Annotated in this window: 20 protein-coding genes; 15 read left to right on the forward strand and 5 right to left on the reverse strand. The window is 71.0% G+C overall.

Going from position 1 to position 26,503, the window contains the following annotated elements; all coding sequences use genetic code 11:
* The first annotated feature begins 210 nt into the window (after nucleotides 1–210).
* From ACFYZB_RS12625 to ACFYZB_RS12635, 3 genes are all read left to right on the forward strand, one after another.
* Nucleotides 211–3,090 carry a DEAD/DEAH box helicase gene (locus ACFYZB_RS12625; RefSeq protein ID WP_388757688.1) on the forward strand — a complete coding sequence of 960 codons (2,880 nt, stop codon included), beginning with the start codon at nucleotides 211–213 and terminating at the stop codon, nucleotides 3,088–3,090.
* Entirely contained in the window at nucleotides 3,087–4,373 is a 1,287-nt protein-coding gene (locus tag ACFYZB_RS12630; protein ID WP_388757690.1) for an SWF or SNF family helicase, read from the forward strand. The genes ACFYZB_RS12625 and ACFYZB_RS12630 overlap by 4 nt, the downstream gene beginning before the upstream one ends.
* A gap of 132 nt (nucleotides 4,374–4,505) precedes the next feature.
* A complete protein-coding gene (locus ACFYZB_RS12635; RefSeq protein ID WP_388757692.1) occupies nucleotides 4,506–5,846 on the forward strand; it encodes an esterase-like activity of phytase family protein in 1,341 nt (446 codons plus the stop codon).
* Nucleotides 5,847–5,931: 85 nt separating this feature from the next.
* Here the strand turns inward: ACFYZB_RS12635 and xylA are convergent, their stop codons facing one another.
* Nucleotides 5,932–7,098, reverse strand: a complete 1,167-nt coding sequence (xylA, locus tag ACFYZB_RS12640) for a xylose isomerase (RefSeq protein WP_351204793.1) — start codon at nucleotides 7,096–7,098, stop codon at nucleotides 5,932–5,934.
* A gap of 151 nt (nucleotides 7,099–7,249) precedes the next feature.
* Here xylA and xylB point away from each other — a divergent pair, with 151 nt between their 5' ends.
* From xylB to adh, 7 genes are all read left to right on the forward strand, one after another.
* Nucleotides 7,250–8,704, forward strand: a complete 1,455-nt coding sequence (gene xylB, locus ACFYZB_RS12645; protein ID WP_351204794.1) for a xylulokinase — start codon at nucleotides 7,250–7,252, stop codon at nucleotides 8,702–8,704.
* Nucleotides 8,705–8,738: 34 nt separating this feature from the next.
* Nucleotides 8,739–9,947 (forward strand): ROK family protein, encoded by a 1,209-nt coding sequence (locus ACFYZB_RS12650; RefSeq protein WP_388757696.1) that lies wholly within the window; start codon nucleotides 8,739–8,741, stop codon nucleotides 9,945–9,947.
* A gap of 272 nt (nucleotides 9,948–10,219) precedes the next feature.
* Nucleotides 10,220–11,707, forward strand: coding sequence for an APC family permease (locus ACFYZB_RS12655; RefSeq protein WP_388757698.1), 1,488 nt, complete (start codon nucleotides 10,220–10,222; stop codon nucleotides 11,705–11,707).
* An 84-nt stretch (nucleotides 11,708–11,791) separates the two neighbouring features.
* Nucleotides 11,792–12,805: an acetamidase/formamidase family protein gene (locus tag ACFYZB_RS12660; RefSeq protein WP_388757699.1), complete on the forward strand. Its 1,014-nt coding sequence runs from the start codon at nucleotides 11,792–11,794 to the stop codon at nucleotides 12,803–12,805.
* Nucleotides 12,806–12,913: 108 nt separating this feature from the next.
* Nucleotides 12,914–13,558, forward strand: a complete 645-nt coding sequence (locus ACFYZB_RS12665) for an N-acetylmuramoyl-L-alanine amidase (protein ID WP_388758108.1) — start codon at nucleotides 12,914–12,916, stop codon at nucleotides 13,556–13,558.
* A 57-nt stretch (nucleotides 13,559–13,615) separates the two neighbouring features.
* Nucleotides 13,616–14,923, forward strand: coding sequence for a GAF domain-containing protein (locus ACFYZB_RS12670; protein ID WP_388757702.1), 1,308 nt, complete (start codon nucleotides 13,616–13,618; stop codon nucleotides 14,921–14,923).
* A gap of 57 nt (nucleotides 14,924–14,980) precedes the next feature.
* Nucleotides 14,981–16,504 carry an aldehyde dehydrogenase gene (gene adh / locus ACFYZB_RS12675; protein WP_388757705.1) on the forward strand — a complete coding sequence of 508 codons (1,524 nt, stop codon included), beginning with the start codon at nucleotides 14,981–14,983 and terminating at the stop codon, nucleotides 16,502–16,504.
* A 49-nt stretch (nucleotides 16,505–16,553) separates the two neighbouring features.
* On the opposite strand, the gene ACFYZB_RS12680 is transcribed toward adh, so the two are convergent.
* The 3 genes from ACFYZB_RS12680 to ACFYZB_RS12690 all read right to left on the reverse strand — a co-directional run bounded on the left by ACFYZB_RS12680 (nucleotide 16,554) and on the right by ACFYZB_RS12690 (nucleotide 19,586).
* The gene (locus tag ACFYZB_RS12680) at nucleotides 16,554–18,077 is read right to left on the reverse strand and encodes a sensor histidine kinase (RefSeq protein WP_388757707.1); all 1,524 of its coding nucleotides are present in this window, start codon (nucleotides 18,075–18,077) and stop codon (nucleotides 16,554–16,556) included.
* Nucleotides 18,074–18,493: a hypothetical protein gene (locus tag ACFYZB_RS12685; RefSeq protein ID WP_388757710.1), complete on the reverse strand. Its 420-nt coding sequence runs from the start codon at nucleotides 18,491–18,493 to the stop codon at nucleotides 18,074–18,076. Before ACFYZB_RS12685 ends, ACFYZB_RS12680 begins: the two co-directional genes overlap by 4 nt.
* Before the next feature lie 250 nt (nucleotides 18,494–18,743).
* Nucleotides 18,744–19,586 carry an AraC family transcriptional regulator gene (locus ACFYZB_RS12690; RefSeq protein WP_388758110.1) on the reverse strand — a complete coding sequence of 281 codons (843 nt, stop codon included), beginning with the start codon at nucleotides 19,584–19,586 and terminating at the stop codon, nucleotides 18,744–18,746.
* A gap of 190 nt (nucleotides 19,587–19,776) precedes the next feature.
* On the opposite strand from ACFYZB_RS12690, the gene ACFYZB_RS12695 reads away from it, so the two are divergent.
* Nucleotides 19,777–21,312, forward strand: a complete 1,536-nt coding sequence (locus ACFYZB_RS12695; protein ID WP_388757712.1) for a sulfatase — start codon at nucleotides 19,777–19,779, stop codon at nucleotides 21,310–21,312.
* 75 nt (nucleotides 21,313–21,387) lie between these two features.
* Here the strand turns inward: ACFYZB_RS12695 and ACFYZB_RS12700 are convergent, their stop codons facing one another.
* On the reverse strand, nucleotides 21,388–22,641 hold the full coding sequence (locus ACFYZB_RS12700) for an ROK family protein (RefSeq protein WP_388757715.1): 1,254 nt from the start codon (nucleotides 22,639–22,641) through the stop codon (nucleotides 21,388–21,390).
* A 331-nt stretch (nucleotides 22,642–22,972) separates the two neighbouring features.
* On the opposite strand from ACFYZB_RS12700, the gene ACFYZB_RS12705 reads away from it, so the two are divergent.
* From ACFYZB_RS12705 to ACFYZB_RS12720, 4 genes are all read left to right on the forward strand, one after another.
* On the forward strand, nucleotides 22,973–24,172 hold the full coding sequence (locus ACFYZB_RS12705; protein ID WP_388757718.1) for a beta-1,3-glucanase family protein: 1,200 nt from the start codon (nucleotides 22,973–22,975) through the stop codon (nucleotides 24,170–24,172).
* 40 nt (nucleotides 24,173–24,212) lie between these two features.
* Nucleotides 24,213–24,521 (forward strand): thaumatin family protein, encoded by a 309-nt coding sequence (locus tag ACFYZB_RS12710; protein ID WP_388757721.1) that lies wholly within the window; start codon nucleotides 24,213–24,215, stop codon nucleotides 24,519–24,521.
* Nucleotides 24,522–24,781: 260 nt separating this feature from the next.
* Nucleotides 24,782–25,501, forward strand: coding sequence for a chitinase (locus ACFYZB_RS12715; protein ID WP_388757724.1), 720 nt, complete (start codon nucleotides 24,782–24,784; stop codon nucleotides 25,499–25,501).
* A 130-nt stretch (nucleotides 25,502–25,631) separates the two neighbouring features.
* Nucleotides 25,632–26,459 (forward strand): glycoside hydrolase family protein, encoded by an 828-nt coding sequence (locus tag ACFYZB_RS12720; protein ID WP_388757727.1) that lies wholly within the window; start codon nucleotides 25,632–25,634, stop codon nucleotides 26,457–26,459.
* Nucleotides 26,460–26,503 lie beyond the last annotated feature (44 nt).

The following is a 26,503-nucleotide window of genomic DNA, read 5'->3' on the forward strand; positions in this document are numbered from 1 at the left end:
TGAGACATCCCTGAGGCCCACCCCTAGTGGATCCGGCTCGCTGCCCTTTCGGACTGCCGTGCCCGCGAGTGCCACGATGGTTGGCCACCACTCGAACACAATGTGAAGTGGCCCGGATCACGACGCCAGTATGCCGGGGCCGCCCTCGGCGTGCTGTACCCTCGGCGACTCCGACCCCAGGTAGTCAAATTTGAGGAGTGCGGCAGAGCTGTGCAGAACCTTCCCACGGCACCACCCTCCGAGCTCTCCGAACTGGCCCGCTGCTGTGCGGTGTTCCTGCCGTCCGACCCGGCGCGCACCGGCCGGATCGCCTTCTGGCGACCGGAGGGCGAGGCCCCTCCCGCCGCAGCCGATTCCGTCGTCACGGACGGCACCCCTGCGGAACTGGACATCGTGATACCCACGGCGGACGGCGGCGTCGAGCCGGTCCGTACGCCCGCGCTCCTGCTTCCCGTGCATCACGCCCTGCCGTTGCTCACGCGCACGCGTGCACTGCGCCAAGGGCATCGCTCGGCCGGCTTCTGGGGCGCCGCCTGCCAACTGGCCCTGCACTTCCTCGCGCGGGGCCTGCTGCTGCCGGGGCTGTCCCCCGGCGATCACGATGCCTGGCGGGTGGGCCCGCTGTCCGCGCGGGACGCGGAGCTGGTCCGCCGACTCGCCGCCGCCATGCCCCCGGAAGCCCATGCGGTGCCGCTCGCGGCCGAGGGGCCACCCCGTCTTCCGGACCCGGAGCGGCTGCTGCGCGCTTTCCTGGACGCGGTCGCCGATGTACTCCCGCGCTCCCCCGCGGCCGAGGCGGTGACCGGTGGCCCCGCGTACGCGGCGCCCGAGCCGCAGCGGTTGCCCGCGTTGCGGGCGTGGGCGGACGACATCGCCGCCGGTCATGACGCGGGCGTCCGGCTGTCACTGCGGGTGGAGGCCTCCGGGCTCGACGAGGCCGCGGAGCAGGACGACGTGCCCGTCCGGTTCCGCGCGGTACTGCAGGTGCACGGCGTGAGCGGAGCGGCGGACGTCCTCGATGCCGCCGCCCTGTGGACCGGACCGGGAGGCGAGTCGGTCGCTCCACGCGCGCGTGCCGACGCGTTGCTGGCGCTGCGCCGCGCCGCCCACGCCTGGCCGCCGTTGACCCCGCTGCTCTCGGCCGCCGTACCCGACACCGTGGACCTCGCCGACGACGAGATCGCCGAGCTGCTGGGCGACGGCGCGCGGTCCCTGGCTGCGGTGGGTGTCGACGTGCACTGGCCGAGGGAGCTGTCGCGCGGTCTCACGATGCACGCGATCGTCGGCCCGCCGGACGACGGCGCCGTGGTCCCGAGGGATGCGGCGGCGCCCTCGTCGCTGCTCTCGTCGGACGCCATGGTCTCCTTCAGCTGGTGGTTCGCGCTGGACGACAGGGAGTTGTCCCGGGAGGAGCTGGACCGGCTCGCGGAGAGCAGGCGGCCCCTGGTGCGGCTGCGCGACGGATGGGTCCTGGTCGACCCGCGGCAGGCGCACCGCGCCCGGACCAGGAAGGACCGCGCCCTCGCCCCCGTCGAGGCGCTGGCGGCCGCCCTGACGGGATCGGCGGAGGTCGACGGGCACCGGGTGGACGTGCGCTCCTCCGGGTGGCTGGACCGGCTCCGGGAACGGCTCACCGGCACCGGTACGGCACGCACCGTCGGGCAGCCGCCCGGACTGGCCGCCACGCTGCGCGACTATCAACTCCGCGGTCTCGACTGGCTGGCCGAGATGACGGCTCTCGGGCTGGGGGGCTGTCTGGCCGACGACATGGGCCTCGGCAAGACGGTCACGCTGATCGCGCTGCATCTGCACCGGCAGACGGACGAATCGGCCGCCGGTCCCACGCTCGTCGTCTGCCCGGCCTCCCTGCTCGGCAACTGGCAGCGGGAGATCGAGCGGTTCGCTCCCGGTGTGCCGGTGCGCAGGTTCCACGGTCCCGGGCGGGCGCTCGGAGCCGTCGCGGACGGCGAGTTCGTCCTGACCACGTACGGCACGATGCGCCTGGACGCCGAGCGGCTCGCCGCGATGCCGTGGGGGCTGGTGGTGGCCGACGAGGCGCAGCACGTGAAGAACCCCTACTCGGCGACCGCGCGGGCGCTGCGTTCCATCGGGGCACGCGCGCGCGTGGCGCTCACCGGCACCCCGGTGGAGAACCACCTCACCGAACTGTGGGCCATCCTGGACTGGACGACTCCCGGGCTGCTCGGCCGGCTCGGCACGTTCCGCGCACGATATGCGCAGCCGGTCGAGGGCGGCCTGGACCCGGCCGCGGCGCAGCGGCTCGCGAGGCTCGTCAGGCCGTTCCTGCTGCGGAGGCGCAAGTCGGACCCCGGCATCGCCCCGGAGCTGCCGCCCAAGACCGAGAGCGATCACCCGGTGGCCCTCACGCCCGAACAGGCCGGGCTGTACGAGGCGTTGGTCCGCGAGACGCTGGACCGGATCGCGGCGGCCGACGCCATGGCCCGACGCGGCCTGATCGTGCGGTTGCTGACCGGCCTGAAGCAGATCTGCAATCACCCGGCACAGTTCCTCAAGGAGGACGAGCCCCGGCTCACGGGGCGCTCGGGGAAGCTGGAGTTGCTGGACGAACTTCTCGGCACCATCCTCGCGGAGGGGTCGGGGGTGCTCGTCTTCACCCAGTACGTGCGCATGGCCCGGCTGCTCGAACGGCATCTGGCGGCCCGTGGGGTGCCCTCGCTGCTCCTGCACGGCGGCACCCCGGTCACCGTGCGCGAAGAGCTGGTACGGCGTTTCCAGGACGGCGAGGTGCCGGTGTTCCTGCTGTCCTTGAAGGCCGCGGGGACGGGCCTGAACCTCACCCGGGCCGAGCATGTCGTGCACTACGACCGCTGGTGGAATCCGGCGGTCGAGGCCCAGGCCACCGACCGCGCGTACCGCATCGGGCAGACCCGCCCGGTGCAGGTCCACCGGCTGATCGCCGAGGGAACCCTGGAGGACCGCATCGCCGATCTGCTCGGCCGCAAACAGGAGTTGGCGGAGGCGGTGCTCGGGGGCGCCGAGGCGGCACTGACGGAACTGGGTGACGCGGAATTGGCCGCACTGGTGGAACTGCGCGGGGAGGCACGATGAGCCGCTACGGCGTCGAACGCGAGCAAGGCCGCGAGGCGGGTCGTACATTCGCCGCACTGCCGCCCGCGGGCGGGCGTGGGTTCGCGCAGAGCTGGTGGGGTCGCGCATGGCTGCGGGCACTGGAGGACGCCGCCCTGGACGCGGCGGCGATCAAGACGGGCCGCCGGCTCGCGCGGGCGGGCGGAGTGGGCGCGGTGACCGTGCGGCCGGGCCGGGTCACCGCGGTCGTACGCGACCGGTCAGGGGCGGCCCACCGGGCCGACGTCCTGGTGCCGGAGCTGTCCGAGGAGGAGTGGGGACGGTTCCTGGACATGGCCGTGGAGCAGGCCGGGCACATGGCTGCGCTCCTCGACGGCGAGTTGCCGCCGTATCTGACCGAGGACGCCGCAGTCGGCGGGATCGAGCTGCTGCCGGGCCTGGGCGATCTGGAGCCCGAGTGCGACTGCGGGACGTGGGACCACTGCGGGCACACCGCCGCACTGTGTCACCAGGTGGCGCGGCTGCTGGATGAGGATCCGTTTCTGCTTCTGCTGCTGCGCGGGCGCGAGAAGGAGGCCTTCCTGGCGGAGCTGCATGTGCGCGGTACGGCACCCCGCTCGGAACCCTCCACGTCCGCCGTCGGGGGCATGGACGCGGCGGAGGCGTGGGCGGCCGGCGACATCCTGCCTCCGCTGCCCGAGCTGCCGGGTCTCCCCCAGGCGCCGGGCTCGCCGCCGGCCCTGACCGCCGGGACGGCACCGGTGCCCGGGATCGACCTCGTGGCGCTGGAGCACCTCGCGCGCCGCACCGCGGTGGAGGCGTTCCGGCTCCTCACGGAGGCCTTTCGCCCGGGCCCTTGGGACGGCACTGCTCTGACGGCCGCCCAGGACGCCGTGCGGCTCGCGTGCAAAGCGCCCTCCGGCGCCGTCATGGAGCGGCTCGCGAAAACTGCGGGCCGTGGCAGCACGGGGCTGGCGACGGCTGTCCGCGCCTGGTGTGCCGGTGGCGTGCCGGCGCTGGCCGTGCTCGACGAGGAGTGGCAGGTGGAGGGTGTGGCGCTCGCACGCGCGCGTGCGGCGCTCGAATCGGCCTGGGAGGAGGACGAGCGGCCGCCGTTCGACGCGGGCGGCAATCGGTGGACGGTTCCAGCGGAAGGGGTCCAGCTGCGCCTCGGCCGGGACGGCCGCTGGTGGCCCTATCGCGAGGAGGCGGGTCACTGGGTTCCTGCGGGCGGGCCGGACCGTGATCCGGTGACGGCACTGGCCGCGGCACGTCTCGGCACCGAGCAGGAGGACGGCCTTTGACGAGCCATCACCTCTGAGGCACCGGTGATCCGATGAGCGGCCGACGCGGACTGTTCACCCCGCGGCCGCGCGGCGTTCCTCATGGGGCCCAAATCTGGCCGCTGTCAACGAACTTGTCCCCCAGGAGGCCCGATGTCCCCGCACGATGCCGGCCGGCTCCGCGTCCACCGTTCCGTCGCCACGGGCCTGCCCCTGGCCCTGGCAGCCGTTCTCGTGGCCGCGGGAACGGCGACGGCGGCGTCGTCCCGGGACGCCCGCGTCATCCGCACGGCGGCGCTCGGCGAGATCCCGCTCGGCGCGTTCAGCAACGCACTGCTGCCCGGCAGCGTCGACGACGACCACGGGGTGAAGCTCGGCGGCATCGGCAGTGACATCTACCCGGCGGGCCGCAAGGGCGAGTACTGGACGGTGACCGACCGCGGCCCCAACGGGCAGATCAAGGTGGCCGGCAAGAAGCGCCGTACGTTCCCGGTGCCGGGATTCGACCCCGCCATCGTGAAGATCCGGGTGTCCGAGGACGCGGTCCGGGTCGTCGACGCGATCCCGCTGACCACCACCTCCGGGAAGGCCGTCACCGGGCTGCCCGATCAGCAGGGCCGCGACGAGGCACCGTACACCTTCGACGCCACGACGCCGCTGTCGTACAACCCGAACGGCCTGGACACCGAGGGCATCGTGCGCGCCGCGGACGGTACGTTCTGGCTCGTCGACGAGTACGGCCCCTCGCTGGTCCACGTCTCCGCGCGCGGGAAGGTGCTCACCCGGTACGTTCCGAAGGGGCTCGCCCTGGAGGGCGCCGACTACCCGGTGGTGGAGGCGCTGCCGTCGGTCTTTCTGCACCGCAAGATCAACCGCGGTTTCGAGGGACTGGCGCAGCTTCCCGACGGTGACCTGGTGATGGCTCTGCAGAGCCCGCTGTCACTGCCGGACGGGGATGCCGGGGACGCCTCGCGCACCACCCGGCTGCTGCGCTTCTCGCCACGCGAGAAGGCCGTCACCGCCGAGTACGCCTACCGTTTCGACCCGGTGGACGTGGTCGACCCGAGCGAGGACGACACCTCCGAACTGAAGATCTCCTCGGTGATGGCCGTGGGCGGCGACCGGCTGCTCGTCGAGGAGCGCACCGACAAGGCGGCCCGGCTCCAACTGGTCGAGCTGGCACGCAAGTCGAGCATCCTGGGCAGCCCCTGGGACGACGACACGACCTCGCCGTCCCTGGAGCAGCTGGACGATCCGGCCGCCGTCGGCGTGCCGGTGCTCGCCAAGCGGCTCGTGGTCGACCTGAACAAGGTCGACGGCGTGCAGCACAAGATCGAGGGCATCGCGCGCGTGGACCGCGACACGCTCGCCTTGATCAACGACAACGACTTCGGAATGACCGACGGCGCGGGCGCCTTCGACGCGCAGGGCCGACTCGTCGACAGCGGCATCAAGACGATCGTGACGCACGTGCGGCTGCCCGAGGGACTGTGACGCCCCTGAACTGCGTGGTTGGGACAGTGGGCCGACGGAGGGCCGGGGCCGGCGGCGCCGTGCCGCACCCCGGCTCTCCTGGCGTTCAGCCCCGGGCCCCCAGCAGATGGTCCATGGCGAGCTGGTCGAGGCGTTCGAAGGCCATACCACGTGCGGCAGCGGCCTCGACGTCGAAGTCCTCGAATGCGGAGCGGTCGGCGAGCAGGGCCTGCAGGCCGTCCGCGGCGGTGGGCTGGGCCAGCTGGTCCAGGCGCGCGGCGCGCAGCGCCTCCTGCACCTCCCCATCGGCGCGGAAGGCGGCCGCCCGCTCCTTGAGGATGAGGTAGTTGCGCATGCATCCGGCCGCCGAGGCCCACACGCCCTCGAGGTCCTCGGTCCGCGGCGGCTTGAAGTCGAAGTGCCGCGGACCCTCGTAGCCGGCGCTCTCCAGCAGGTCCACCAGCCAGAACGCCGCCCGCAGGTCGCCGGCGCCGAACCGCAGGTCCTGGTCGTACTTGATGCCCGACTGGCCGTTGAGGTCGATGTGGAACAGCTTGCCCGCCCAGAGCGCCTGCGCGATGCCGTGCGGGAAGTTCAGGCCCGCCATCTGCTCGTGGCCGACCTCCGGGTTGACGCCGTACAGCTCGGGGCGCTCCAGCCGCTCGATGAACGCCAGTGCGTGGCCGACGGTGGGCAGCAGGATGTCGCCGCGCGGCTCGTTCGGCTTGGGCTCGATGGCGAAGCGGAGGTCGTAGCCCTGGGCGGTGACGTACTCGCCGAGCAGGTCGAAGGCCTCCTTCATCCGGTCCAGAGCGGCGCGGACGTCCTTTGCGGCACCTGACTCGGCTCCTTCGCGGCCGCCCCAGGCGACGTACGTCTTCGCACCCAGCTCGACCGCCAGGTCGATGTTGCGGATCGTCTTGCGCAGCGCGTAGCGGCGCACGTCGCGGTCGTTGGCGGTGAACGCGCCGTCCTTGAAGACGGGGTGCGTGAACAGGTTGGTGGTGGCCATCGGCACGGTCATGCCGGTGGCGTCCAGGGCCTGGCGGAACCGCTTGATGTGCGACTCGCGCTCGGTCTCCGACGACCCGAAGGGGATCAGGTCGTCGTCGTGGAAGGTCACCCCGTGGGCGCCGAGCTCGGCCAGGCGCTGCACCGTCTCGACCGGGTCCAGGGCACGGCGGGTGGCATCGCCGAACGGATCCCTTCCCTGCCAGCCGACGGTCCACAGGCCGAAGGTGAACCTGTCCTCGGGGGTGGGCTGGTAGCTCATGCCGCGACTCCTTGCTGCGTACGACTATTTCGTCATGGCCGTTTACAAATTAGTATGCGCTCGCACCTCTGGGAAGAGACAAGATGTCTTTGTCCCGCAGAGTCGCGGAAAATCACGGACGTCGCGGAAGTCGCGGAAAAGGGAGAGCCCGATGTCAGCAGCCGAGGGTCCGCTCGTCGTCGGCGTGGACACATCCACCCAGTCCACGAAGGCACTGGTCGTCGACACGGCCACCGGCCAGGTGGTGGCGAGCGGCCAGGCGCCGCACACCGTGACCGCCGGCGCGGGCCGCGAGAGCGACCCGCGTCAGTGGTGGGACGCGCTGTGCGAGGCCCTGCGCCAGTGCGGTGACGCGGCACACGAGGCGGCCGCGGTGTCCATCGGCGGCCAGCAGCACGGCCTGGTCACCCTGGACGAGCGGGGCGAACCGGTGCGTCCGGCGCTGCTGTGGAACGACGTCCGCTCGGCGCCGCAGGCCCGCCGGCTGGTGGAGGAACTGGGCGGGCCGAAGGCCTGGGCGGAGCGCACGGGCAGCGTGCCCGGCGCGTCGTTCACGGTCACGAAGTGGGCGTGGCTGGCCGAGCACGAGCCGGAGTCGGTCCGCGCGACCAAGGCGGTACGGCTCCCCCACGACTACCTCACCGAGCGCCTGACCGGGCAGGGCACCACCGACCGCGGCGACGCGTCCGGCACCGGCTGGTGGGCCTCCGGCACGCAGACGTACGACGCGGAGACCCTCGCGCACGTCGGTCTCGACCCGGCGCTGCTGCCCCGGGTGGTGCGGCCCGGAGAGGTGGCCGGCACCGTGCGCGACAGCCATGACCTGCCGTTCTCCAAGGGCACGCTGGTCGCTCCCGGCACCGGCGACAACGCGGCGGCGGCCCTCGGGCTCGGCCTGCGGCCCGGCACCCCGGTGCTCAGCCTCGGCACGTCCGGCACCGTGTACGCCGTCTCCAGGCACCGCCCGGCCGATCCGACCGGCACGGTGGCCGGGTTCGCCGACGCGCACGGGGACTGGCTGCCCCTGGCCTGCACCCTGAACTGCACGCTGGCGGTGGACCGGGTCGCGGCGCTGCTGGGCCTGGACCGCGAGGCGGTGGAGCCCGGCGGCTCCGTGACCCTGCTGCCGTACCTGGACGGCGAGCGCACCCCGAACCTGCCGAACGCCTCCGGACTGCTGCACGGACTGCGCCACGACACGACCGCGGGACAACTGCTGCAGGCCGCGTACGACGGCGCCGTGCACTCGCTGCTGGGCGCGCTCGACCTGGTCCTGGACGAGGACGCGGACCGCAGCACCCCGCTGCTGCTGATCGGCGGCGGAGCCCGCGGGACGGCCTGGCAGCAGACGGTACGGCGGCTGTCCGGGCGGCCGGTCCAGGTACCCGAGGCCAGGGAACTGGTCGCCCTCGGCGCCGCGGCACAGGCCGCCGGCCTGCTCACCGGCGAGGACCCGGCAGCGGTGGCCCGCCGCTGGAACACGGCCGCGGGCCCGGTGCTGGAGGCCGTGGAGCGGGACCGGGGGACGCTGGAACGGATCACCGGGGTACTCTCCGACGCGGCCCCGCTGCTGGAGCGGGCGACGGAGACCGAACCGCGCGCATGAGCCGGGCGGCAGAGACCGAGGACTGACTTCAGGCATGACCGCACCGCTGCACGAGGCCCGCCCGCCGGGCGCCGGCCGCGCTCTGCCCGACACCCAGCAGGGCATGCGCCGGCGCAATCTGGCCCGCGTGCTGCACGCCGTCAGCGCGGAGGGCTCGCTGTCGCGGGCCGCGGTCGCCTCTCGCATCGGGCTGACGCGGGCGGCCGTGTCGACGCTGGTGGACGAGCTGATCCGGTGGGGTCTGCTGGAGGAACTGGGTCCGGAGCGGCCGGGCCGGGTGGGTCGGCCCGGTTCGGCGCTCGCGGTGAGCGGCCGCGGGCCGGCCGGAATCGGGGCGGAGATCGGCGTCGATCACCTCGCGGTGTGCGCGGTGGACCTGCGCGGCGTGGTCCGGGCGCGGGCCGTACGGCACCGAGCGAACCGGGGCCGGGCACCCGGACCGGTGGTCGAGGAGCTGACCGGGCTGGTGCACCGGGTCGTCGCGGAGGCCGAGCGGGAGGCGCTCTGGCCGGCCGGGCTCGCGGTCGCCGTGCCCGGACTCGTGGCGCGGGACGGCCGTACGGTGGTACGCGCCCCGAACCTCGACTGGCACGACACCGACCTCGGCGCCCTGCTGCCCGACGCGTGGCCGCTGGCCGTGGACAACGAGGCCAACTTCGGTGCGCTCGCCGAGTTGTGGCTCGGCGACGGCACCCCGCGTGACTTCCTGCACGTGTCGGCCGAGATCGGCATCGGCGCCGCGGTCGTGGTGGACGCCGGCCTGCTGCGCGGCACCCGCGGCTTCGCCGGCGAGCTGGGTCACGTACCCGTACGGCCGGACGGACCGCCCTGTCCGTGCGGCGGCCGGGGCTGCCTGGAGCAGTACGCGGGCGAGGAGGCGGTGCTGCGCGCGGCGGGGCTGGAGCCGCGCGAGGACCTGGTGGGACTGCTCGCGGAGCGCGCCGAGCACGGCGACGAGAGCGTGCGGGCAGCCCTGCGGGACGCCGGTACGGCGCTCGGCATCGCCCTGACCGGCGCGGTGAACCTCCTCGACCCCGAGACGGTCGTGCTGGGCGGCGCACTGGCCGGTCTCTCCCCCTGGCTGCTGCCGTCCCTGGAGACGGAGCTGACGAGCCGCACGGCGGGCCCGCCCTGCCCCGTGACGGTGTCCCGACTGGGCCCCGAGGGCCCTCTGCTGGGCGCGGCGCACTCGGTGGTCCGGGGCGTGCTGGACGATCCGGCGGTGGTGGCGGGACGTCCCTGACCTCGCTGAACGAGCCGTCAGGGGCTCCTTGGGCCGCCCGCGTTCGAGGTCGTGGCAGCTGCCATGTTCACCCGATCGGGTGGCCGGGTTATCCACAAGTGGAGGCTTCTCCACGGATGCGGTGTGCGCTCTTCTGCCCAACCCGCCCGCGCCGTACCGTGATTCACGCGATGGCACGGCCGACGGACCGTCGAGGTCGTCGGTGGCCGGACGGTTGACTGTATCTCACAGGCATCGGGTGGCAGTGGGCTGACAGGCATCGGGGGACACACATGCACGAGGAGACGACCGGGGCGCTACGGCGTGACGCCGTCGGGTTGCGCGAGGTGCTGTTCCAGAGCGTCACCGCGATGGCGCCGGCGGCCGCGGTGGCCGCGTCGATACCGGCCGGTGCCGCCTTCGCGGGCGGCAGCCTCCCGCTGGCGGTGCTGATCGCCCTGGTGGCCTGTCTGTTCACCGCGTCGTGCGTGGCCGAGCTGGCCCGGGAGCTGCCGGCCGCGGGCTCGGTCGCCACGTATGCGGCGCGGGGGCTGCACCCCGCCGTCGGGTTCCTCGTCGGCTGGGGCTACGTCTTCGTTGAGATGCTGGTCCCACCGCTGCTGCTCCTCCAACTGGGCTTCACGGCGGCGGGCACGCTGCACGAGGAGTGGTCCTCGTATCCGGCGGACCTGTGGTGGCCGTGGTCCCTGGCGGGCGTCGGCGTGATCGCCGCCGCCGGTTATCTGGGGGTCCGTGCCTCGGCCCGCTTCGGCACCGTCCTCGGCGTCTTCGAGATCCTCGTCCTGCTGGTGTTCGCGGTCCTGCTCATCGGCGAGGCGGGCGACGCCAACACCCTGTCGGTGTTCGGCACTTCGCACACCGCCGACGGATATCCCGGGATCGGTGGCGTCTTCGCCGGGTCCGTGTACACGGTGCTGGCGTTCGCGGGGTTCGAGGCCGCGGCGCCGCTCGCCGAGGAGACGCGCGACCCCCGGAGGACTATGCACCGTGCGGTCCTCGGAGCGGCCCTGGGCATCGGCCTGTTCTACGTGATCACCACCTATGCGATGACCGTCTACTTCGGTCCGGACCGCTTCGCGAAGTTCGGTGCCTCGGGCGCGGCCTCCTGGGACGGCGTCGCCCGGGCCTCCTTCGGTCTCTTCTGGGTGCTGGTCTTCCTGGCGGTGATCAACTCCACGATCGCCAACGCCAACGCGTGCGCCAACGTCTCGACCCGTACGGCCTTCGCCCTGTCCCGCATCCGGGTGCTGCCCCGCCCGCTCGCCGCACTCCACCCCCGGCACCGTTCCCCCGTGGCCGGTATCGCAGTGCAGAGCCTCGTGGCGGTCGGGGCGGTCCTGGGACTCGGTTTCGGCTACGACCCCGTGACGGCCTTCCTGCTGCTCGCCACGGTGATCGTCACGGTCGTCGTCGGTGTCTACATCGTCGTGAACCTCTCCTGCGCCGGCTACTTCCTGCGGGCCGGCCGGGCCGCCGTCAGGCCGGTACGGCATCTGCTGTTCCCGGTGCTCGGCATCGCGGCCTTCGTCCCCGCCCTGCTGACGGCCGCCGGCCTCCCCGTCTTCGACTTCGTCACCGAACTGACGGCCCCGGTCTCCTACGCCGGCCCGATCGTCGGCGTCTGGATGGCCGCCGGTTTCGTGGTGCTGCTCCTGCTGATACGGCGTCACCCCGAGCGCATAGCCGAGACCGCTCGGGTGCACCTCGACTCGTACGACCCGGCCGCCGGTCCGCGGACGGACGGGCCCGTACCCCGTTGACCCGCCGGAGCCGTGCGGAGAGCCCTCACCGGCCCGCGCAAGCCCCGTCCACGACCGCTCCCGTCAGAAGGGACCACCTCCACGATGACCGAGCCCCGGATCCTCACCGTGCGCCCGGAACCGGACGCATACGCCTGGACGTTCGGCGGCGCAGCGCCCGTGGCGCGGATCGCGCCAGGCACGATTCTCGACCTGTACACGGAGGACTGCTTCGCCGGCCGGGTGCGCTCCGAGAAGGACCTCGTCTCCGAGGTCTGCGAGTTCCCCTTCCTGAACCCGCAGACCGGCCCCTTCCACATCGAGGGCGCCGAGCCGGGCGACACGGTGGCCGTGCACTTCGTGTCGATCGAACCGGCCCGCGACTGGGCGGCGTCGACGACGGTCCCGCTCTTCGGCGCGCTCACCTCCACGCACACCACGGCCACGCTGCAGCCCCCGCTGCCGGAACGGGTCTGGATCTGGCAGCTGGACCGCGGGCGGCGCACCGCCCTCTTCCAGGCGCAGGACAGCGACATCGAGGTGGAGCTGCCCATGGACCCGATGCACGGCACGGTGGGCGTGGCCCCCGCCAACCTCGAGGTGCGCTCGGCCCTGGTGCCCGACGCGCACGGCGGGAACATGGACACACCCGAGATGCGGGCCGGCGTCACCTGCTATCTGGGGGTCAACGTCGAGGGCGCCCTGCTCAGCCTCGGCGACGGACACGCCCGGCAGGGCGAGGGCGAGACCTGCGGTGTGGCCGTGGAGTGCGCGATGAACACCGTGGTGGTCGTCGAGCTCCTCAAGGACCTCGCCACGCCGTGGCCCAGGCTGGAGTCGGACACCCACATCATCTCGACCGGTTCGGCCCGCCCGCTGGAGGACGCGTTCCGGATATCGCAGCTGGACCTGGTGCAGTGGCTGGCACGCGACTACGGGTTCAGTGAGCCGGACGCGTACCAATTCGCAACCCAGGCGGTCGAATCGCCGTTGGCCAACGTGTGCGACACGAACTACACGTGCGTGGCCAAGCTGCGCAAGGAGTGGCTGCCGGAACGGGAGACGTACCGGGGCGTGCACGCGCGGCTGCGGGAGACCGCGCGGGCCCTGCGGGGCTGACGCCGGCCAGGTCCCCAAGACGCGGTCCCGACGCGTGACGCCCCTCCCCACCCCGACAACTTCCGAAGCCCCCACACCCCGAAAGGCATCCGCGCGATGGACATGGAAATGGAGCCGTCCGGACCTGCAGGGCGAAGAGAGCCGGTGCGACCGGCGAGCCAGGGCGGACCGCGCCTGAGCCGACGACGGCTGCTGAAGGGTGCGGCGCTCGCCGCCGTCCCCTACGCGCTGCTCCCCGACCCCCGTGCCGATGCGCAGTCCGGGACCGTCGACTACCCGCCGGCCGAGTGGCGGCCGGCGAGCCCCTCCAACTACACCGCGTCCGACCGCCCCGGCAGCTACGTCATCGACCGTGTGATCATCCATGTCACGCAGGAGACGTACGCCAACACGCTTTCGATCTTCGGCAATCCCGAGAAGAAGGTGTCCGCGCACTATCTGGTCCGCTCGGCGGACGGGCACGTCGCGCAGTGCGTGCACGAGGCCGACATCGCCTGGCACGCGGGCGACTGGGACTACAACACCCGCAGCATCGGCATCGAGCACGAAGGATGGGTGGACCGGCCGGCCTACTTCACCGACGCCCTCTACGAGGAGTCGGCCAAGCTCACGGCGGCGATCTGCGACAAGTACGGCATCCCGAAGGACAGGGAGCACATCATCGGCCACTACCAGGTGCCCGGCACCGATCACACCGATCCGGGCCCGTACTGGGACTGGGTCCGCTACGTGAGGCTGGTCAACTTCGCCTAGCCGGACGACGATGGGCGCAGGACCGACACAGATGTTCCACCGTCCGGGGAGGCCGAGTTGACCGATCCGTGGGTGGCCCTGGAGCCCGGGGCCGATCCCGCCGAACGGGTCCGTGCGCTGCGCCGGGCGCACGAGACGTTCACCACGGTGGGCACGGTGCCGCGCCCGGTGCGGTCGGTGGTGGCGGAGTCGTGGCGGCGCAGCGCGCGGGCCGGTGTCGGGCCGGACGGCACCGCGAGCGTGGAGCTGACCGACGGCGACCTCGGCGCCTACCGGGCCGAGCACCCGCTGGCCAGGGTGATGCCCCTGTTCCGGGACCTGCTGGGCACCTTCGCGGCCGATGGCGAGCATCTGCTGGCGGTGTGTGACGCGCACGGCAGGCTGCTGTGGGTCGAGGGCCACCCGGCGACCCGGCGCCGGGCGGACGGGATGAACTTCGTACCGGGGGCACGCTGGTCGGAGAGCGCGGTCGGCACGAACGCGCCGGGCACCGCGGTCGCCGTGGACCGGCCGGTGCAGGTGTTCGCCGCGGAGCACTTCATACGCCGGGTCCAGCCGTGGACGTGTGCGGCGGCGCCGGTGCACGACCCGCGCACCGGGCGGGTCCTGGGCGCCGTGGACATCACCGGCGGGGACGGGCTGGCGCATCCGCACAGCCTCGGGTTCGTGCAGGCGGTGGCGCGGGCCGCGGAGGCACAGCTCGCGCTGCTCGATCCACCGGGGAGCGCCGTGGACACGCCGCTGCTCGGCGCGCTGGGCCGGGACGAGGCCGAGTTCGTCCTGGACGGCACCCGGATCCGGCTCAGCCGACGGCACAGCGAGATCCTCCTGCTGCTGGCCCGGCATCCCGAGGGGCTGAGCGGTGACGAGCTGCTGTGCGCGCTGTACGCGGACGAGTCGGTGACGCCGGTGACCCTGCGGGCCGAACTGGCCCGGCTGCGCAAGCTGTTGGGGCCCGGACTGCTCGCCTCGCGGCCGTACCGGCTGACGGCCGCGGTCGAGTCGGACGTCACCGTGGTGGAACGGCGGCTCAGGGCGGGTGCCGTCATGGCGGCGGCGGAGGCGTACGCCGGTCCGCTGCTGCCCGGTTCGCGGGCGCCGGCGATCGTACGGCTGCGCGACCGCCTCGCCGACGGGCTGCGGACGGCACTCATCGCCCACCGTGACCCGGACCTGCTGGCCGACTGGGCGCACGCGCCGTGGGGCGAGGACGACCTGGAGGTGTGGCGGGCGCTGGCCGCGGTGCGGCCCACGGCGCCGGTGCGGTCCCGGCTCGCCGCGCTGGAGGCCGAGCTGGCGGCGCCGGTCGGCCGGGCGCCGGGGCGGGCCCGCGGCGCAACGTGGTTGCAACGTCCGCCCGTCTAGCCTCGCGCCCGAGAGCTGCCCAACGGCGGGCAGTGCTGCACCAGGAGGCAGACCAGCATGACTCGTTACGCGGCGCCGGGCACCGAGGGCGCGATCGTCTCCTACCAGGCGCGCTACGACCACTTCATCGGCGGGGAGTACGTGCCGCCGCTGCGCGGGCAGTACTTCGAGAATCCGTCGCCGGTCAACGGACAGCCGTTCACCGAGATCGCGCGCGGAACCGCGGAGGACGTCGAGCGGGCGCTGGACGCGGCGCACGAGGCCGCGCCGGCGTGGGGCCGTACGCCGGTGGCGGAACGCAGCGACATCCTGCTGAAGATCGCCGACCGCATGGCGGCCCATCTGGAGCCCCTGGCGGTGGCCGAGAGCTGGGAGAACGGCAAACCGGTCCGCGAGACACTGGCGGCCGACATCCCGCTGGCGATCGACCACTTCCGCTACTTCGCGGGCGCGATCCGGGCGCAGGAGGGGTCGCTCGGCGAGATCGACGACGACACGGTGGCGTACCACTTCCACGAGCCGCTCGGGGTCGTCGCGCAGATCATCCCGTGGAACTTCCCGATTCTGATGGCGGCGTGGAAGCTCGCGCCGGCGCTCGCCGCGGGCAACGCGGTCGTCCTCAAGCCGGCCGAACAGACCCCGGCCTCCATCCACTACTGGGTGAGCCTGATCGCGGACCTGCTGCCGCCCGGTGTCCTGAACATCGTCAACGGCTTCGGGGTGGAGGCGGGCAAGCCGCTGGCGTCCAGCCCGCGCGTGGCGAAGGTGGCGTTCACCGGGGAGACCACGACCGGGCGGCTGATCATGCAGTACGCCTCCGAGAACATCAAGCCCGTCACCCTCGAGCTCGGCGGCAAGTCGCCCAACATCTTCTTCGACGACGTGTGGGCGCAGGACGACGACTTCCGGGACAAGGCGCTCGAGGGCTTCACCATGTTCGCCCTCAACCAGGGCGAGGTGTGCACCTGTCCGTCCCGGGCGCTGATCCAGCGTGGCCACTACGCCGAGTTCCTCGAGGCCGCGGTCGAGCGTACCCGGCGGATCAAGCCGGGGCACCCCCTCGACACCGACACGATGATCGGCGCCCAGGCCTCCAACGACCAGCTGGAGAAGATCCTCTCCTACCTGGACATCGGCCGGCAGGAGGGCGCGAGGGTCCTCACCGGCGGTGAGCGCATCGAGCACGACGGCGAACTGAAGGGCGGCTACTACGTGCAGCCGACCGTCTTCGAGGGCGACAACCGCATGCGGATCTTCCAGGAGGAGATCTTCGGCCCGGTCGTCTCGGTGGCCTCGTTCGACGACTTCGACGACGCCATCAAGATCGCCAACGACACGCTGTACGGCCTCGGCGCGGGCGTGTGGACCCGGGACGCCAACACCGCGTACCGCGCGGGCCGCGCGATCCAGGCGGGCCGGGTGTGGACCAACTGCTACCACGCCTACCCCGCGCACGCGGCGTTCGGCGGCTACAAGCAGTCCGGGATCGGCCGCGAGACGCACAAGATGATGCTGGAGCACTACCAGCAGACGAAGAATCTTCTGGTGTCGTACTCGCCGAAGAGGCTCGGCTTCTTCTAGCGGCAGGAGACCGGACTCCGCGGGTCCGTGGTAGTGATGATCAACGGCCTCATCGTCGCCGGCCGCCGGGCGAAGCCCTGTCAGGGGCCGTCCGAACGGGATCCGGAGAGTCGCCGACAGTACTGGTGAGCCAGTCCCGGTGCAGTAGTGGCAGGGTGTGCTCCACGTCCCGGACGGTGGCGGCCGGCAGCCGTACCTCGAAGCGTGTGCCCGGGCGGCGGTCAGGACGGTCCTGCACGGTGATCCGGCCTCGGTGCAGGGCGACCTGCTGGGCGACCAAGGTCAGGCCGAGACCGGAGCCGGGGCTGTCCGGGCCCCGGCGGAATCGCTGGAAGATTTCCTCGTGGCGTTCGGGAGGGATGCCAGGTCCGTGGTCGTCCACGGTGAGCACCGCGGCCGGCTGGTGCGGATCGCCGGACGAGCGCAGGGTCACTTCGATGTGGGCGACGCCGTCTTCGGCACGGGCGTGGGTCCAGGCATTGACAAGTAGGTTGTCCACCGCCGAGCGCAGGCCCTGCTCCCAGCCGTGCACGCGCACCTCCGCGGCGGCATGCACGGAAACGTCGGCGTCGGGGTGCGTACGCCGCAGGTCGCAGACCGCCGCGTCCACGAGCTCCGCGAGATCCAGCGACGTGAAGGCGTCCGCCTCGATCAGATCACCCTGCGCGAGTGCCTTCAGCATCACCAGCAGCCCGAGCAGCCGGGCGTGCTCGCGCTCGAGGTCCCCGAGCACCTCCACCCGGTCCTCGGGGTCGAGATCGGGATGGTCGGTGAGGATGTCGAGGTTGGTGCGCATGCTCATCAGGGGGGTACGCAGCTCGTGGGAGGCGGTAGCGGCGAACGCGCGAGCGGTGGCCAGTGCTTCCCCGGTGCGTGCGACCTGTTCGTCGTAGCGGGCGAGCACGGTCTGCACCGTGTACGCCAGGTCGTCGACCTCGGCGACACGGGACGGCGTGTGTTCCAGGCGCGTGGAGTTCGTCCGGGGGTCGAGACCGCTGGTACGCCTCTGCAGCCGCCGCAGCGGAAGAACCGCCCGGGCGGCGATGGCCCAGGCGGTGACCCCGGCCAGTGGCGCCGCCAGCAGCGCCCCGGTCAGCACACGTCGGCGGACCAGCGACAGCTCGTCCTCGGCGGTGTCCGGTGACAGCAGCCACAGATTTGGCGTGGTGCCCTCCTTCGCGGCGCCGACACGCAGCGACAGGACCACCCAGTCCTTGCCGTCACAGGTCACGGTGACCGGGTCCGGGGCACTGCGGGGCAGCGTGGGGAACGGGTCGGGCTGCGGGCCCGCCGAGATCGTGCCCCCCGGTGTGGTCAGCCGGACGCCCACGTCCCGCGCGGAGTTGACCAGTCGCCGCCGCCGGACCTGTTCCAGGAGCGGGTGGTCGGTCCCGGCGATGTCCAGATAGGCCTTGGCGTTCTTGGCGACGACCGTCGCCCGGGCACGCAACTGATCGTCCTGGTGTGCGCGCAGGTCGCCGGTGACCAGGTGCACCAGGAGCCAGCCGGAGGCGAGGACCAGCAGGGGCACGCTCGCGCCGACCGCGAGCGCGATGCGGGTGGTGAGTTTCACGGCGCGTCCTGGGTGTGCCGGTCCTCGCCCTCGGTGCGCGGGACGAAGCCGGCTCCGCGCAGGGTGTGCGGGATCCGGGGCCGAGTTGGAGGCGTCACCTGGTCCAGCGGCCGCCCCTGGGTGAAGACGGTGCCGGAGTTCTCCCCCCTGCCTTCCTGCGGACCGGCCGCCCGGTCGGCCACGCCGTCCGGTGCGGAGTGCATCGGCACCGGCATGTCGTCGCGGTCGGCGCGCGGATCCCGGCACACGTCGATGCCGTTGTGGTCGGGGCGGTCGGTGCGTGTCTCCGCCAGACCGGCGCGACCGCCGTCGGCGAGTGCCACCCGGAATCCGTTCAGCCCGGGTCCTCGCTCCAGGCACCGCCGTGAGGCCGCGTCGTCGTCGACGAACGGCATCCGCCTGGGTTCGCCTGCCATGCACACCTCGGTTTCGCCGCGTTGAACGAGTCTTGCCGGAGGGATCCCATCACAGCATCGGCAGGGCCCCGGGCTCCGGGCCGAACAGCATCCGACCGTAGTCCTCAGCGACGGTGCGGGGCTGAACCATGGGTGGCGTGTGACGGCCGCCACGTGGCGGCGGAAGCGCCGCTGCGAGCAGGCCCGTTCCTGGAAGTCCTTTGCACCTGGAACACACGCCCTCTGGTCACCGGTCGAGCTCCGTGGGGCTTCAGGCACGCGTCACCCGATACTGGGACGGCGTGCATCCCATGATTCGCCGGAAGCACCGCGAAAAATGCTCGGGCCCGGAGAATCCGCAGCGCTGACCTATGCGGGCGATCGTGTCGTCGCCGCTCTCCAGATATGTGCGAGCCAGGTCGATCCGGAGTTCGGTGAGGTAGCGATACGGAGTTGAACCCGTGGCGGCCTTGAAACATCGTACGAAGTGGAAGCGACTGAAAGAGACCAGGGACGCCAGGTCGTCGACCGAGACGGGTTGCCCGAGGTTCTCCCGCATGTACGTGAGGACCGTCTCCAGTTGCCGCGGATTCAGCGCCCCGGCGGACTTCGCCGAACCTGCGAAGTGCGGAGAAAGGACATGGGCGGCGATGAACTGCGCCGCGGACTGTGCGTACAGGTCGTCCGCGCCGACCTCGTTCGCGGCCGCGACCGCCTTCACCACCGCTGCGAGAACCGGGTCGAACCGCATGGCCGGATACCTGTCCCGCAGCTGCGAAACGCGAGACTGCAGGTCCTCCTCGCCGATGAACCGGTGCAGCGCCTCGAGTGAGACGGTCAGGGAGGCGATCGTCGCGGGCTCGTCTCCCTTCGGTGCGACGATCAGCGTCCGGCCGAGCCCCGGAGGGATGATGCACACGTCGTCGGGGAGCGGAAACGTCTCTTTTTCCGCAACCCTTTCCAGGTCCTCGCGGATTCCCATCCGACCGCTCAGGTGAGCGTTCAGCGTGATTCCCGATGAAGACGGTAGATGGAGCGTGTGGACGCCCTTTTGAAACGTTCGCTTCCACACCTGAAGGCAGCGCCACCCTCCTGCGTCCATCCCGCTGACCACTTCCAAGGCCCGGTTTCCTCTCTGCCGGTTCCCTCCGACTCTCGGTTCACGCACTGCATTGAGAATGCAGCCACGACGGAAGCGGTCGCAAGGCGTCCGGTGCCGGATTAATTCGCCTCGACTCCGGAATAATTCCGCCGAGGCCAATCGGATATTGACCGCTGCGGAATCACACTGGCACGCTGCTCGCATGATTCGCACTCGTCAATTGCTGACAGGGATCGTCGGCGTGGCGGCGCTGGTGTTCGCCGCCCAGAGCGGAGTGAGTGCGGCGACGACCGGCGCCGCCGTCACCACCCCGACCACGGCCCTCACCCCGACCTCCGTCACGCAGCCGGCCGCAGCCGCGGCGAAACGACCGAACATCGTCTTCGTGCTCACCGACGACATGTCCTCCAACCTCCTTCCGTACATGCCTCAGGTGCGGAAACTTCAGTCCCAGGGCATGACGTTCAACGACTTTGTGGTCAGCAACTCGCTCTGCTGCCCCTCCCGTTCGACCATCTTCACCGGCCTGTACCCCCACAACACCGGAGTCCTCGGCAACGACGGACCGAACGGCGGTTTCGACGCCTTCCACAAGAACGGACTTGAGCGGGACACCTTCGCCACGGCCCTGAAGGCCAAGGGCTACCGGACCGCGATGATGGGCAAGTACCTGAACGGGTACGACCCCAAGGCCACCGTCGACGGACAGCAGCCGTACGTGCCGCCGGGCTGGAGCCAGTGGGACGTCGTCGGCGACGGGTACAAGGGGTACGACTACAAGCTCGCCCACAACCACAAGATCGAGCCGCACGGCAACAAGACCAAGGACTATCTGACCGACGTCCTGAGCGAGAAGGGGCAGTCGTTCATCAAGAAGTCCGCGGCGGCGCACACGCCGTTCATGCTGGAGGTCGCCCTCTTCACACCGCACGGACCGTCCGTCCCGGCCCGCCGGGACAAGCACGACTTCCCCGGTCTGAAGGCGCCGCAAGGCCCCGCCTTCGACAGGCTGCCGACCAACGCCCCGCCGTGGCTGGCCAGGCAGAAGCCACTGACCCGGAGCGAGAAGGACACGATCGACAAGAAGTTCCGCAAGCGCGCGCAGTCGCTCCAGGCGGTCGACAAGATGGTGGGCAAGCTGCGCGACACCTTGGCCAGGGCCGGCGTCGCCGACGACACCTACATCGTCTTCAGCTCCGACAACGGCTTCCACCTGGGTGAGTACCGGCTCAAGGCGGGGAAGCAGACGGCCTTCGACACCGACGTCCGGGTGCCGCTGGTGGTCTCCGGTCCAGGTGTCGCGGCCGGCAGGACCAGCAACGCCCAGGTGTCGAACATCGACTTCGCGCCCACCTTCCAGCAGATCGGCGGCGCCCCGGTGTCGTCCCGGGTGGACGGGCACAGCCTGCTCCCGCTCCTGGACGGCGGATCGGACGCCGGCTGGCGCACCGCCAACCTCATCGAGCACCGCCACGCCAAGAAGTCGCCGGACGACCCCGACAACCACGGCGGGGAAAGCATCAGCCCGCCGAACTACCATGCCATGCGCACGGTTTCCTACACCTACGTCGAGTACGACAGTGGTGCGAAGGAGTACTACGACCTGCGTACCGACCCCGACGAGCTGCACAACACCGTCGGCCGGTTGAGCAGGGCCCGCCTCGCTGAGCTGCACGATGCGCTCACCCGCCTGAAGGACTGCCACGGCGAAGGCTGCTGGAAGGCTGGGCACCCGTAGCCCTGCCTGCTCCCAGGTCATCTGGTGGCCTGGGAGCGTCACGCTGTCCTCACGCAGCGGCCTTTGACGGGCCGCTCAGGACGAGTTCTCACTACAAGAGGAGCGACAAGGGACCACGTGGTGCCCGGGCTGTCCCCCGCAGCCCGGGCACACCACGTGGTCCATGTGCTGCTGGAGCAGGGCTATGGCGCCGAGGGCTGCGCCGGAATCACCGAGCCCGGCCGGACGCACCCGCAGCGGCCCGCACGAGCCGCGCAGCACGGTCGTGTTCAGCGTGTGTTCGATCGGCTCCATCAGGGCCGGCCCGGCCTCCACCAGCTCACCGCCCACGACGATCACGTCCGGGCCCACGGCATGGCACACATCCGCCAGCACCCTCCCGGCATGTGCGCCGGCCTGCGCCAGAACCGCATGCGCGGTCCGGTCACCCGAGTCCAGCGCGGCCACCAGCTCCGGTACGTCCGCGGCTGCGCCCCCGGCGGTGCGGTAGGCGTCCAGCACGGCCCCGACCGAGGCCACCGTCTGCAGGCACCCGGTTCCGCCGCATGCGCACCGCACACCGGCCGGGTCCACGGAGACGTGGCCGAACTCCCCGGACGCGCCGTGAGCGCCCCGATGCAGTGCCCCGGCCACCACGAGGCCGCCGCCGACGCCGTGCGACAACCGCAGGTACAGCACGTCCTGTTCACCCGCGGCGGCACCCCAGACCGTCTCGGCCAACGCGGCCAGCCGTGTGCTCTTGTCGATCAGCGCCGGTGCTCCGAAGCGCTCGCGCACCAGCGCGGCGACGGTGTCGTGCGGGGGCGTCCGCCGTGCGCAGCGGTCCGGCGAGCCGGCCGGTCCGCACACCCCCACGCCGATGCCGTTCACAGCGCCCGATCGCAGCGTCCCGCCCGTCAGCGCGTCCGCCAGCCGCCACGCGGTGTCGACACGGTCCTGCCACGGGGTGTCGGAAGCCTGCGGCTCCCCCGCGGTACCGACGATCTCGTGCCCCGCGTCCATCGCGGCCACCCGCACGGCCCGTCGCGCGAATTCGATGCCGAGCACGTGCCCGGCCGCGGAGTTGAGGGCCAGTAACTCCGCCGGGCGGCCCCGCTTGCGCCGGGCCGCCTCCGGTACCGAGGCAACGACGGTGCCGTTGTCCATGAGCGCCGCGACGACGTCGTAGAGCGTGGTGCGGGACAGGCCGCACAGGGTCCCCAACTGTCCCCGCGTCAGCGGACCGTGCTCGCGCAACAGACGCAGCACCAGGGCCTCATGTCCTGCCCGTGACCGGGCCGGCGGGTCCTGTCGGCGCGGTACGGCGGTCGAGACGGAGGACCGTGTCATCTCAGTCAACATCGCGGAAGGTATGTCCCCTCTGTGATCACAGCTGTGACGCGCTGGGACGGATGGGAGTCCGTCGCTTGTGGCGCGAGGAAGCTAGAGGGCGTTCTTGTGCGAATTCTGTGATCTTCCGGTGTGCTGACCGGCCGACTGTGACGCGCCCCTCACCGTTTCGCGGCACGTCATTTCTGTCACCACTTGGCGGAAAAATTCACGCTGCGTAACGTCCCTTCTCGCCGGTGGCCGTTCCCGCCGGATCCCAACGGGCACCCTGTGCGCGCCCGTTCCCGCCCGTCTTCCGTCCTGCACGGTGCAAGGAGAGAGGAACCCCTGCATGACCCCGCCCAACCCCTACGTGTTCACCCGCCGGAGCCTGCTCAGCTCGATGGCCGCTGCCGCCGTAGCAGGATCCGCGATCGTCTCCGGCGCCCCACGCGCCTTCGCCGACTCCGACGGCGACCTGGCCGCCGAGGCCGGCCACGGGCTGCCGCTGACGGTCCTCAACAACAGCGGAGAGTTCGCCAACCGTTCGGTCCACCTGTACATCGTGGGCACCGAGGGAGACCGGCAGGTGCGGGTCACCCGGCACGGCACCCTGGCACCCGTCAAGCTCTCCGACAACCACGCGGGCGGCTTCACCGACTACGCCATCCCCCTGGCCGCCCGGGGAAAGACCACGCTGCGGCTGCCGTTCATGTCCGGTCGCATCTACGTCGCGCTGGGCGACAAGCTGAAGTTCAGGGCCGTCACGGGCGCGGACGGCAAGGTCGCCCTGCAGTACCCCGCGGGCTGGGTGGAGTCCGACCCCAACTACCCCGTGCTGCACGACTTCGTCGAGTTCACCCACAGCGCGTCCGGCATGTTCTGCAACACGACCATGGTCGACATGTTCAGCGTGCCGATGATGATCCGGCTGAACGGGACGAAGGACCACAGCACCGGCAGGCTGCGCGACGGCGGCCGCGCCCAGGTCTTCCACACCGTGAAGAACGACCCGGACTTCTCCCGCCTGGTCGTCGGCGACCGGCGCATCATCGCCCCGAGTCACGGCCTCGACGTCGGCCGGTTCCCCCAGCACTACTTCGACGCCTACATCGACAAGGTCTGGCACACCTACCGGAACAAGAACCTCGTCGTCAGGACGAACGCCGGAACCTTCACCGGCCGGGTGAAGGACCACAGGCTCACCTTCAGCGGCCCCGCATCGGTGTCCTTCGCCAAGCCCTCCACCCGCGACGTGCTGTACTGCGACGGCGCACTCGCCGCTCCCAACGACGGAACCACCGGCCCCGTGGCCGCCGTCCTGGGCGCCGGCTTCAACCGTTCGACGCTGGTGAGCCACAGCAAGCAGCCGACAACCCATGCGGCCGCCTTCTACGACACCGCCGTCACCAACCACTACGCCAAGGCCATCCACGCCGCGACCACCAACGGCAAGGCCTACGGCTTCCCCTTCGACGACGTCGCCGACTGGGCCTCCTACATCCAGGACGCCAGGCCCCGGCACATGCACCTGACGCTGACCGCGTTCTGAACCGTGCGACCGTCCGTGAGTTGCTTGTCGCGGCCGTCCTGTGTCTCGCGCCGGCTGCCGCGACCGCCGGTACCGTGCACGCCGCCGTGGCCGACGACTTCCATGCCGTGCCCACCGCCGCCTCGCCCGAGACCGGTGCGGCAGCAGCGGTTCCCCACACGGTGACGTTCGTCAACCGCTCCGGGGCGAACAGCCGATCGGCCTGGCGGAATTCAACTTTGCCATGAAGGACCGCGACGCCCCCTGGTACGACGTCAGCTATGTCAACGCGTTCTCCCTGCCCATCACCATTGCGCCCAGGGGCGCCGAGAACGTCACCAAGAACGGCTCGTGCTCGAAGCAGGGCTGAAAGAAGAGCCTGCTCCGTTACTGCCCCGAGAACGACGCCAGTGCAGTCGGTGCAAGGGCTTCGTCGTCACCTTCTGGTAGTCGGGTTGCGATCTATTGCCATGCGACTGCCCATTCTTGCGCTTGCGCGTCGAGCAACAACTGCCGCTTGCGCAGCAATTTTTCACCATTTTCTCCGGGCTGCGAAAGGTAGGTTCATCACCGGATGCCCGCAGAGCAACCCGCTTTGAGCAACCCGCTTTTATTCCGAGGAGTTTTGGCATGCGAAAGCTACGCGCTGTCTACGCCGTGCTCACCGCCGTACTGGTTGCCGTTACAGCGGTCGATCTGACCGCCACCACGGCGTCGGCCGCGGAGCACCGGGGTGGCTTCGTCGTCAGCAAGGCGCAGTACAACAAGATGTTCCCGAAACACAAGAAGGTCTACAGCTACCAGGGCCTGGTCAAGGCGATGAAGGCCTTCCCGGCGTTCGCGCACACCGGCGACGCCAGGACCAGGAAGCGTGAGGCCGCCGCGTTCCTCGCGAACGTCAGCCACGAGACCAGCGGGCTGATCTACATCAATGAGCAGAACAAGGCCGCCTGGCCGACCTACTGCGCCGACGAACCGTACGGCTGCCCGGCCGGCCGGTCCGCGTACCACGGCCGCGGCCCGCTCCAGATCAGCTGGAACTACAACTACAAGGCCGCCGGCGACGCGTTCCACGTCGACCTGCTGCACCACCCGAACCTCGCGGCGAAGAACCCCACCGTGACATGGGAGTTGGCGCTCTGGTACTGGATGACCCAGGCCGGTCCGGGCACCATGTCGTCGCACCAGGCGATGGTCAAGAGCCGAGGTTTCGGCGAGACGATCCGCAGCATCAACGGCGGTGTCGAGTGCAACGGCGGCAACCCGGCCGAGGTGCACGACCGGATCGCGAAGTACAAGAAGTTCACCAAGATGCTCCACGTCAGCACGGCCGGAAACCTCAGCTGCTGACGCCCCCGTGACCGCGGCGGCACGTCGACATTCTCCGTGCATTGCTGAATTCACCCATCGCTGGTCGGCGCCTCGCGGCGCCCGTCAGCCGCTTGGAGAGGCCATGCGAAAATTACGCACCCTAGCCCTGATGCTCGTGCTGACCGCGGTACTCGCGGTCAGTGGTCCGGGCGGCACATCCACGGCGCTCGCGTCCGGCAGCCATGCCGGTGTCTCCGCCGCCCCGGTGAAGAAGAAGGGCATCAGTGCCTGGAACTTCCATGGGGTCACCAAGGCACTGGCTGATGCGAAGGTCGGCTGGTTCTACACCTGGTCCTCGGGCAAGGAGGGAATCAAGGCTCCGCGCGGTGTCGAGTTCGTGCCCATGATCCACGACGCGGGCTCGGTGACCGAGAGGGAACTCGACCGGGCCAAGAAGCAGGGCGGGACGTTGCTCGGCTTCAATGAGCCCGACAGGCCGGATCAGGCACACATGACGGTACGTCAGGCACTCGGTTTGTGGCCCCGGTTGCAGTCCACCGGTATGCGGCTCGGTGCGCCCGCCGTGGCCACCGGAGGCGATGTCGCCGGTGGCTGGCTGGACCGGTTCATGAAGGGTGCCGCCGCTCATCACTACCGGGTCGACTTCATCCCCCTGCACTGGTACGGCGCGGACTTCAACGCCCAGCGCGCGACGGCACAGTTGCGCAGCTACCTCCAAGCCGTGCACCAGCGCTACAAGAAGCCGGTCTGGCTCACCGAATACGCGCTGACCGACTTCTCCTCCGGCTCCCCGCGCTATCCGACAAAGGCGCAGCAGGCCGCGTTCGTGAAGCAGTCGACGGCCATGCTCCAGAACCTGTCCTACGTCCACCGGTATGCGTGGTTCACCCTCTCCACGAACCGCGGCGACGGCACCGGTCTTTACCACGGCGCGAAGGCCAACCGGGTGGGCGCTGCCTACCGCGTGGCGGGCTGAACGGAACATGCGCCCCAGAAGCCACTCAATCCAACCCGAATCCA

Source organism: Streptomyces sp. NPDC001852 (genome assembly GCF_042891825.1).
Lineage (GTDB): Bacteria > Actinomycetota > Actinomycetes > Streptomycetales > Streptomycetaceae > Streptomyces.

What these genes read in the sequence shown, in the direction of transcription:
- ACFYZB_RS12665 (WP_388758108.1), top strand. Translation starts at nt 12,914, where the DNA reads ATGGAGCCGTCCGGACCTGCAGGGCGAAGAGAGCCGGTGCGACCGGCG.
- adh (WP_388757705.1), top strand. Translation starts at nt 14,981, where the DNA reads ATGACTCGTTACGCGGCGCCGGGCACCGAGGGCGCGATCGTCTCCTAC.
- ACFYZB_RS12715 (WP_388757724.1), top strand. Translation starts at nt 24,782, where the DNA reads ATGCGAAAGCTACGCGCTGTCTACGCCGTGCTCACCGCCGTACTGGTT.
- ACFYZB_RS12705 (WP_388757718.1), top strand. Translation starts at nt 22,973, where the DNA reads ATGACCCCGCCCAACCCCTACGTGTTCACCCGCCGGAGCCTGCTCAGC.
- ACFYZB_RS12660 (WP_388757699.1), top strand. Translation starts at nt 11,792, where the DNA reads ATGACCGAGCCCCGGATCCTCACCGTGCGCCCGGAACCGGACGCATAC.
- ACFYZB_RS12630 (WP_388757690.1), top strand. Translation starts at nt 3,087, where the DNA reads ATGAGCCGCTACGGCGTCGAACGCGAGCAAGGCCGCGAGGCGGGTCGT.
- xylA (WP_351204793.1), bottom strand. Translation starts at nt 7,098, where the DNA reads ATGAGCTACCAGCCCACCCCCGAGGACAGGTTCACCTTCGGCCTGTGG.
- ACFYZB_RS12695 (WP_388757712.1), top strand. Translation starts at nt 19,777, where the DNA reads ATGATTCGCACTCGTCAATTGCTGACAGGGATCGTCGGCGTGGCGGCG.
- ACFYZB_RS12655 (WP_388757698.1), top strand. Translation starts at nt 10,220, where the DNA reads ATGCACGAGGAGACGACCGGGGCGCTACGGCGTGACGCCGTCGGGTTG.
- ACFYZB_RS12685 (WP_388757710.1), bottom strand. Translation starts at nt 18,493, where the DNA reads ATGGCAGGCGAACCCAGGCGGATGCCGTTCGTCGACGACGACGCGGCC.
- xylB (WP_351204794.1), top strand. Translation starts at nt 7,250, where the DNA reads ATGTCAGCAGCCGAGGGTCCGCTCGTCGTCGGCGTGGACACATCCACC.
- ACFYZB_RS12720 (WP_388757727.1), top strand. Translation starts at nt 25,632, where the DNA reads ATGCTCGTGCTGACCGCGGTACTCGCGGTCAGTGGTCCGGGCGGCACA.
- ACFYZB_RS12635 (WP_388757692.1), top strand. Translation starts at nt 4,506, where the DNA reads ATGTCCCCGCACGATGCCGGCCGGCTCCGCGTCCACCGTTCCGTCGCC.
- ACFYZB_RS12650 (WP_388757696.1), top strand. Translation starts at nt 8,739, where the DNA reads ATGACCGCACCGCTGCACGAGGCCCGCCCGCCGGGCGCCGGCCGCGCT.
- ACFYZB_RS12700 (WP_388757715.1), bottom strand. Translation starts at nt 22,641, where the DNA reads ATGACACGGTCCTCCGTCTCGACCGCCGTACCGCGCCGACAGGACCCG.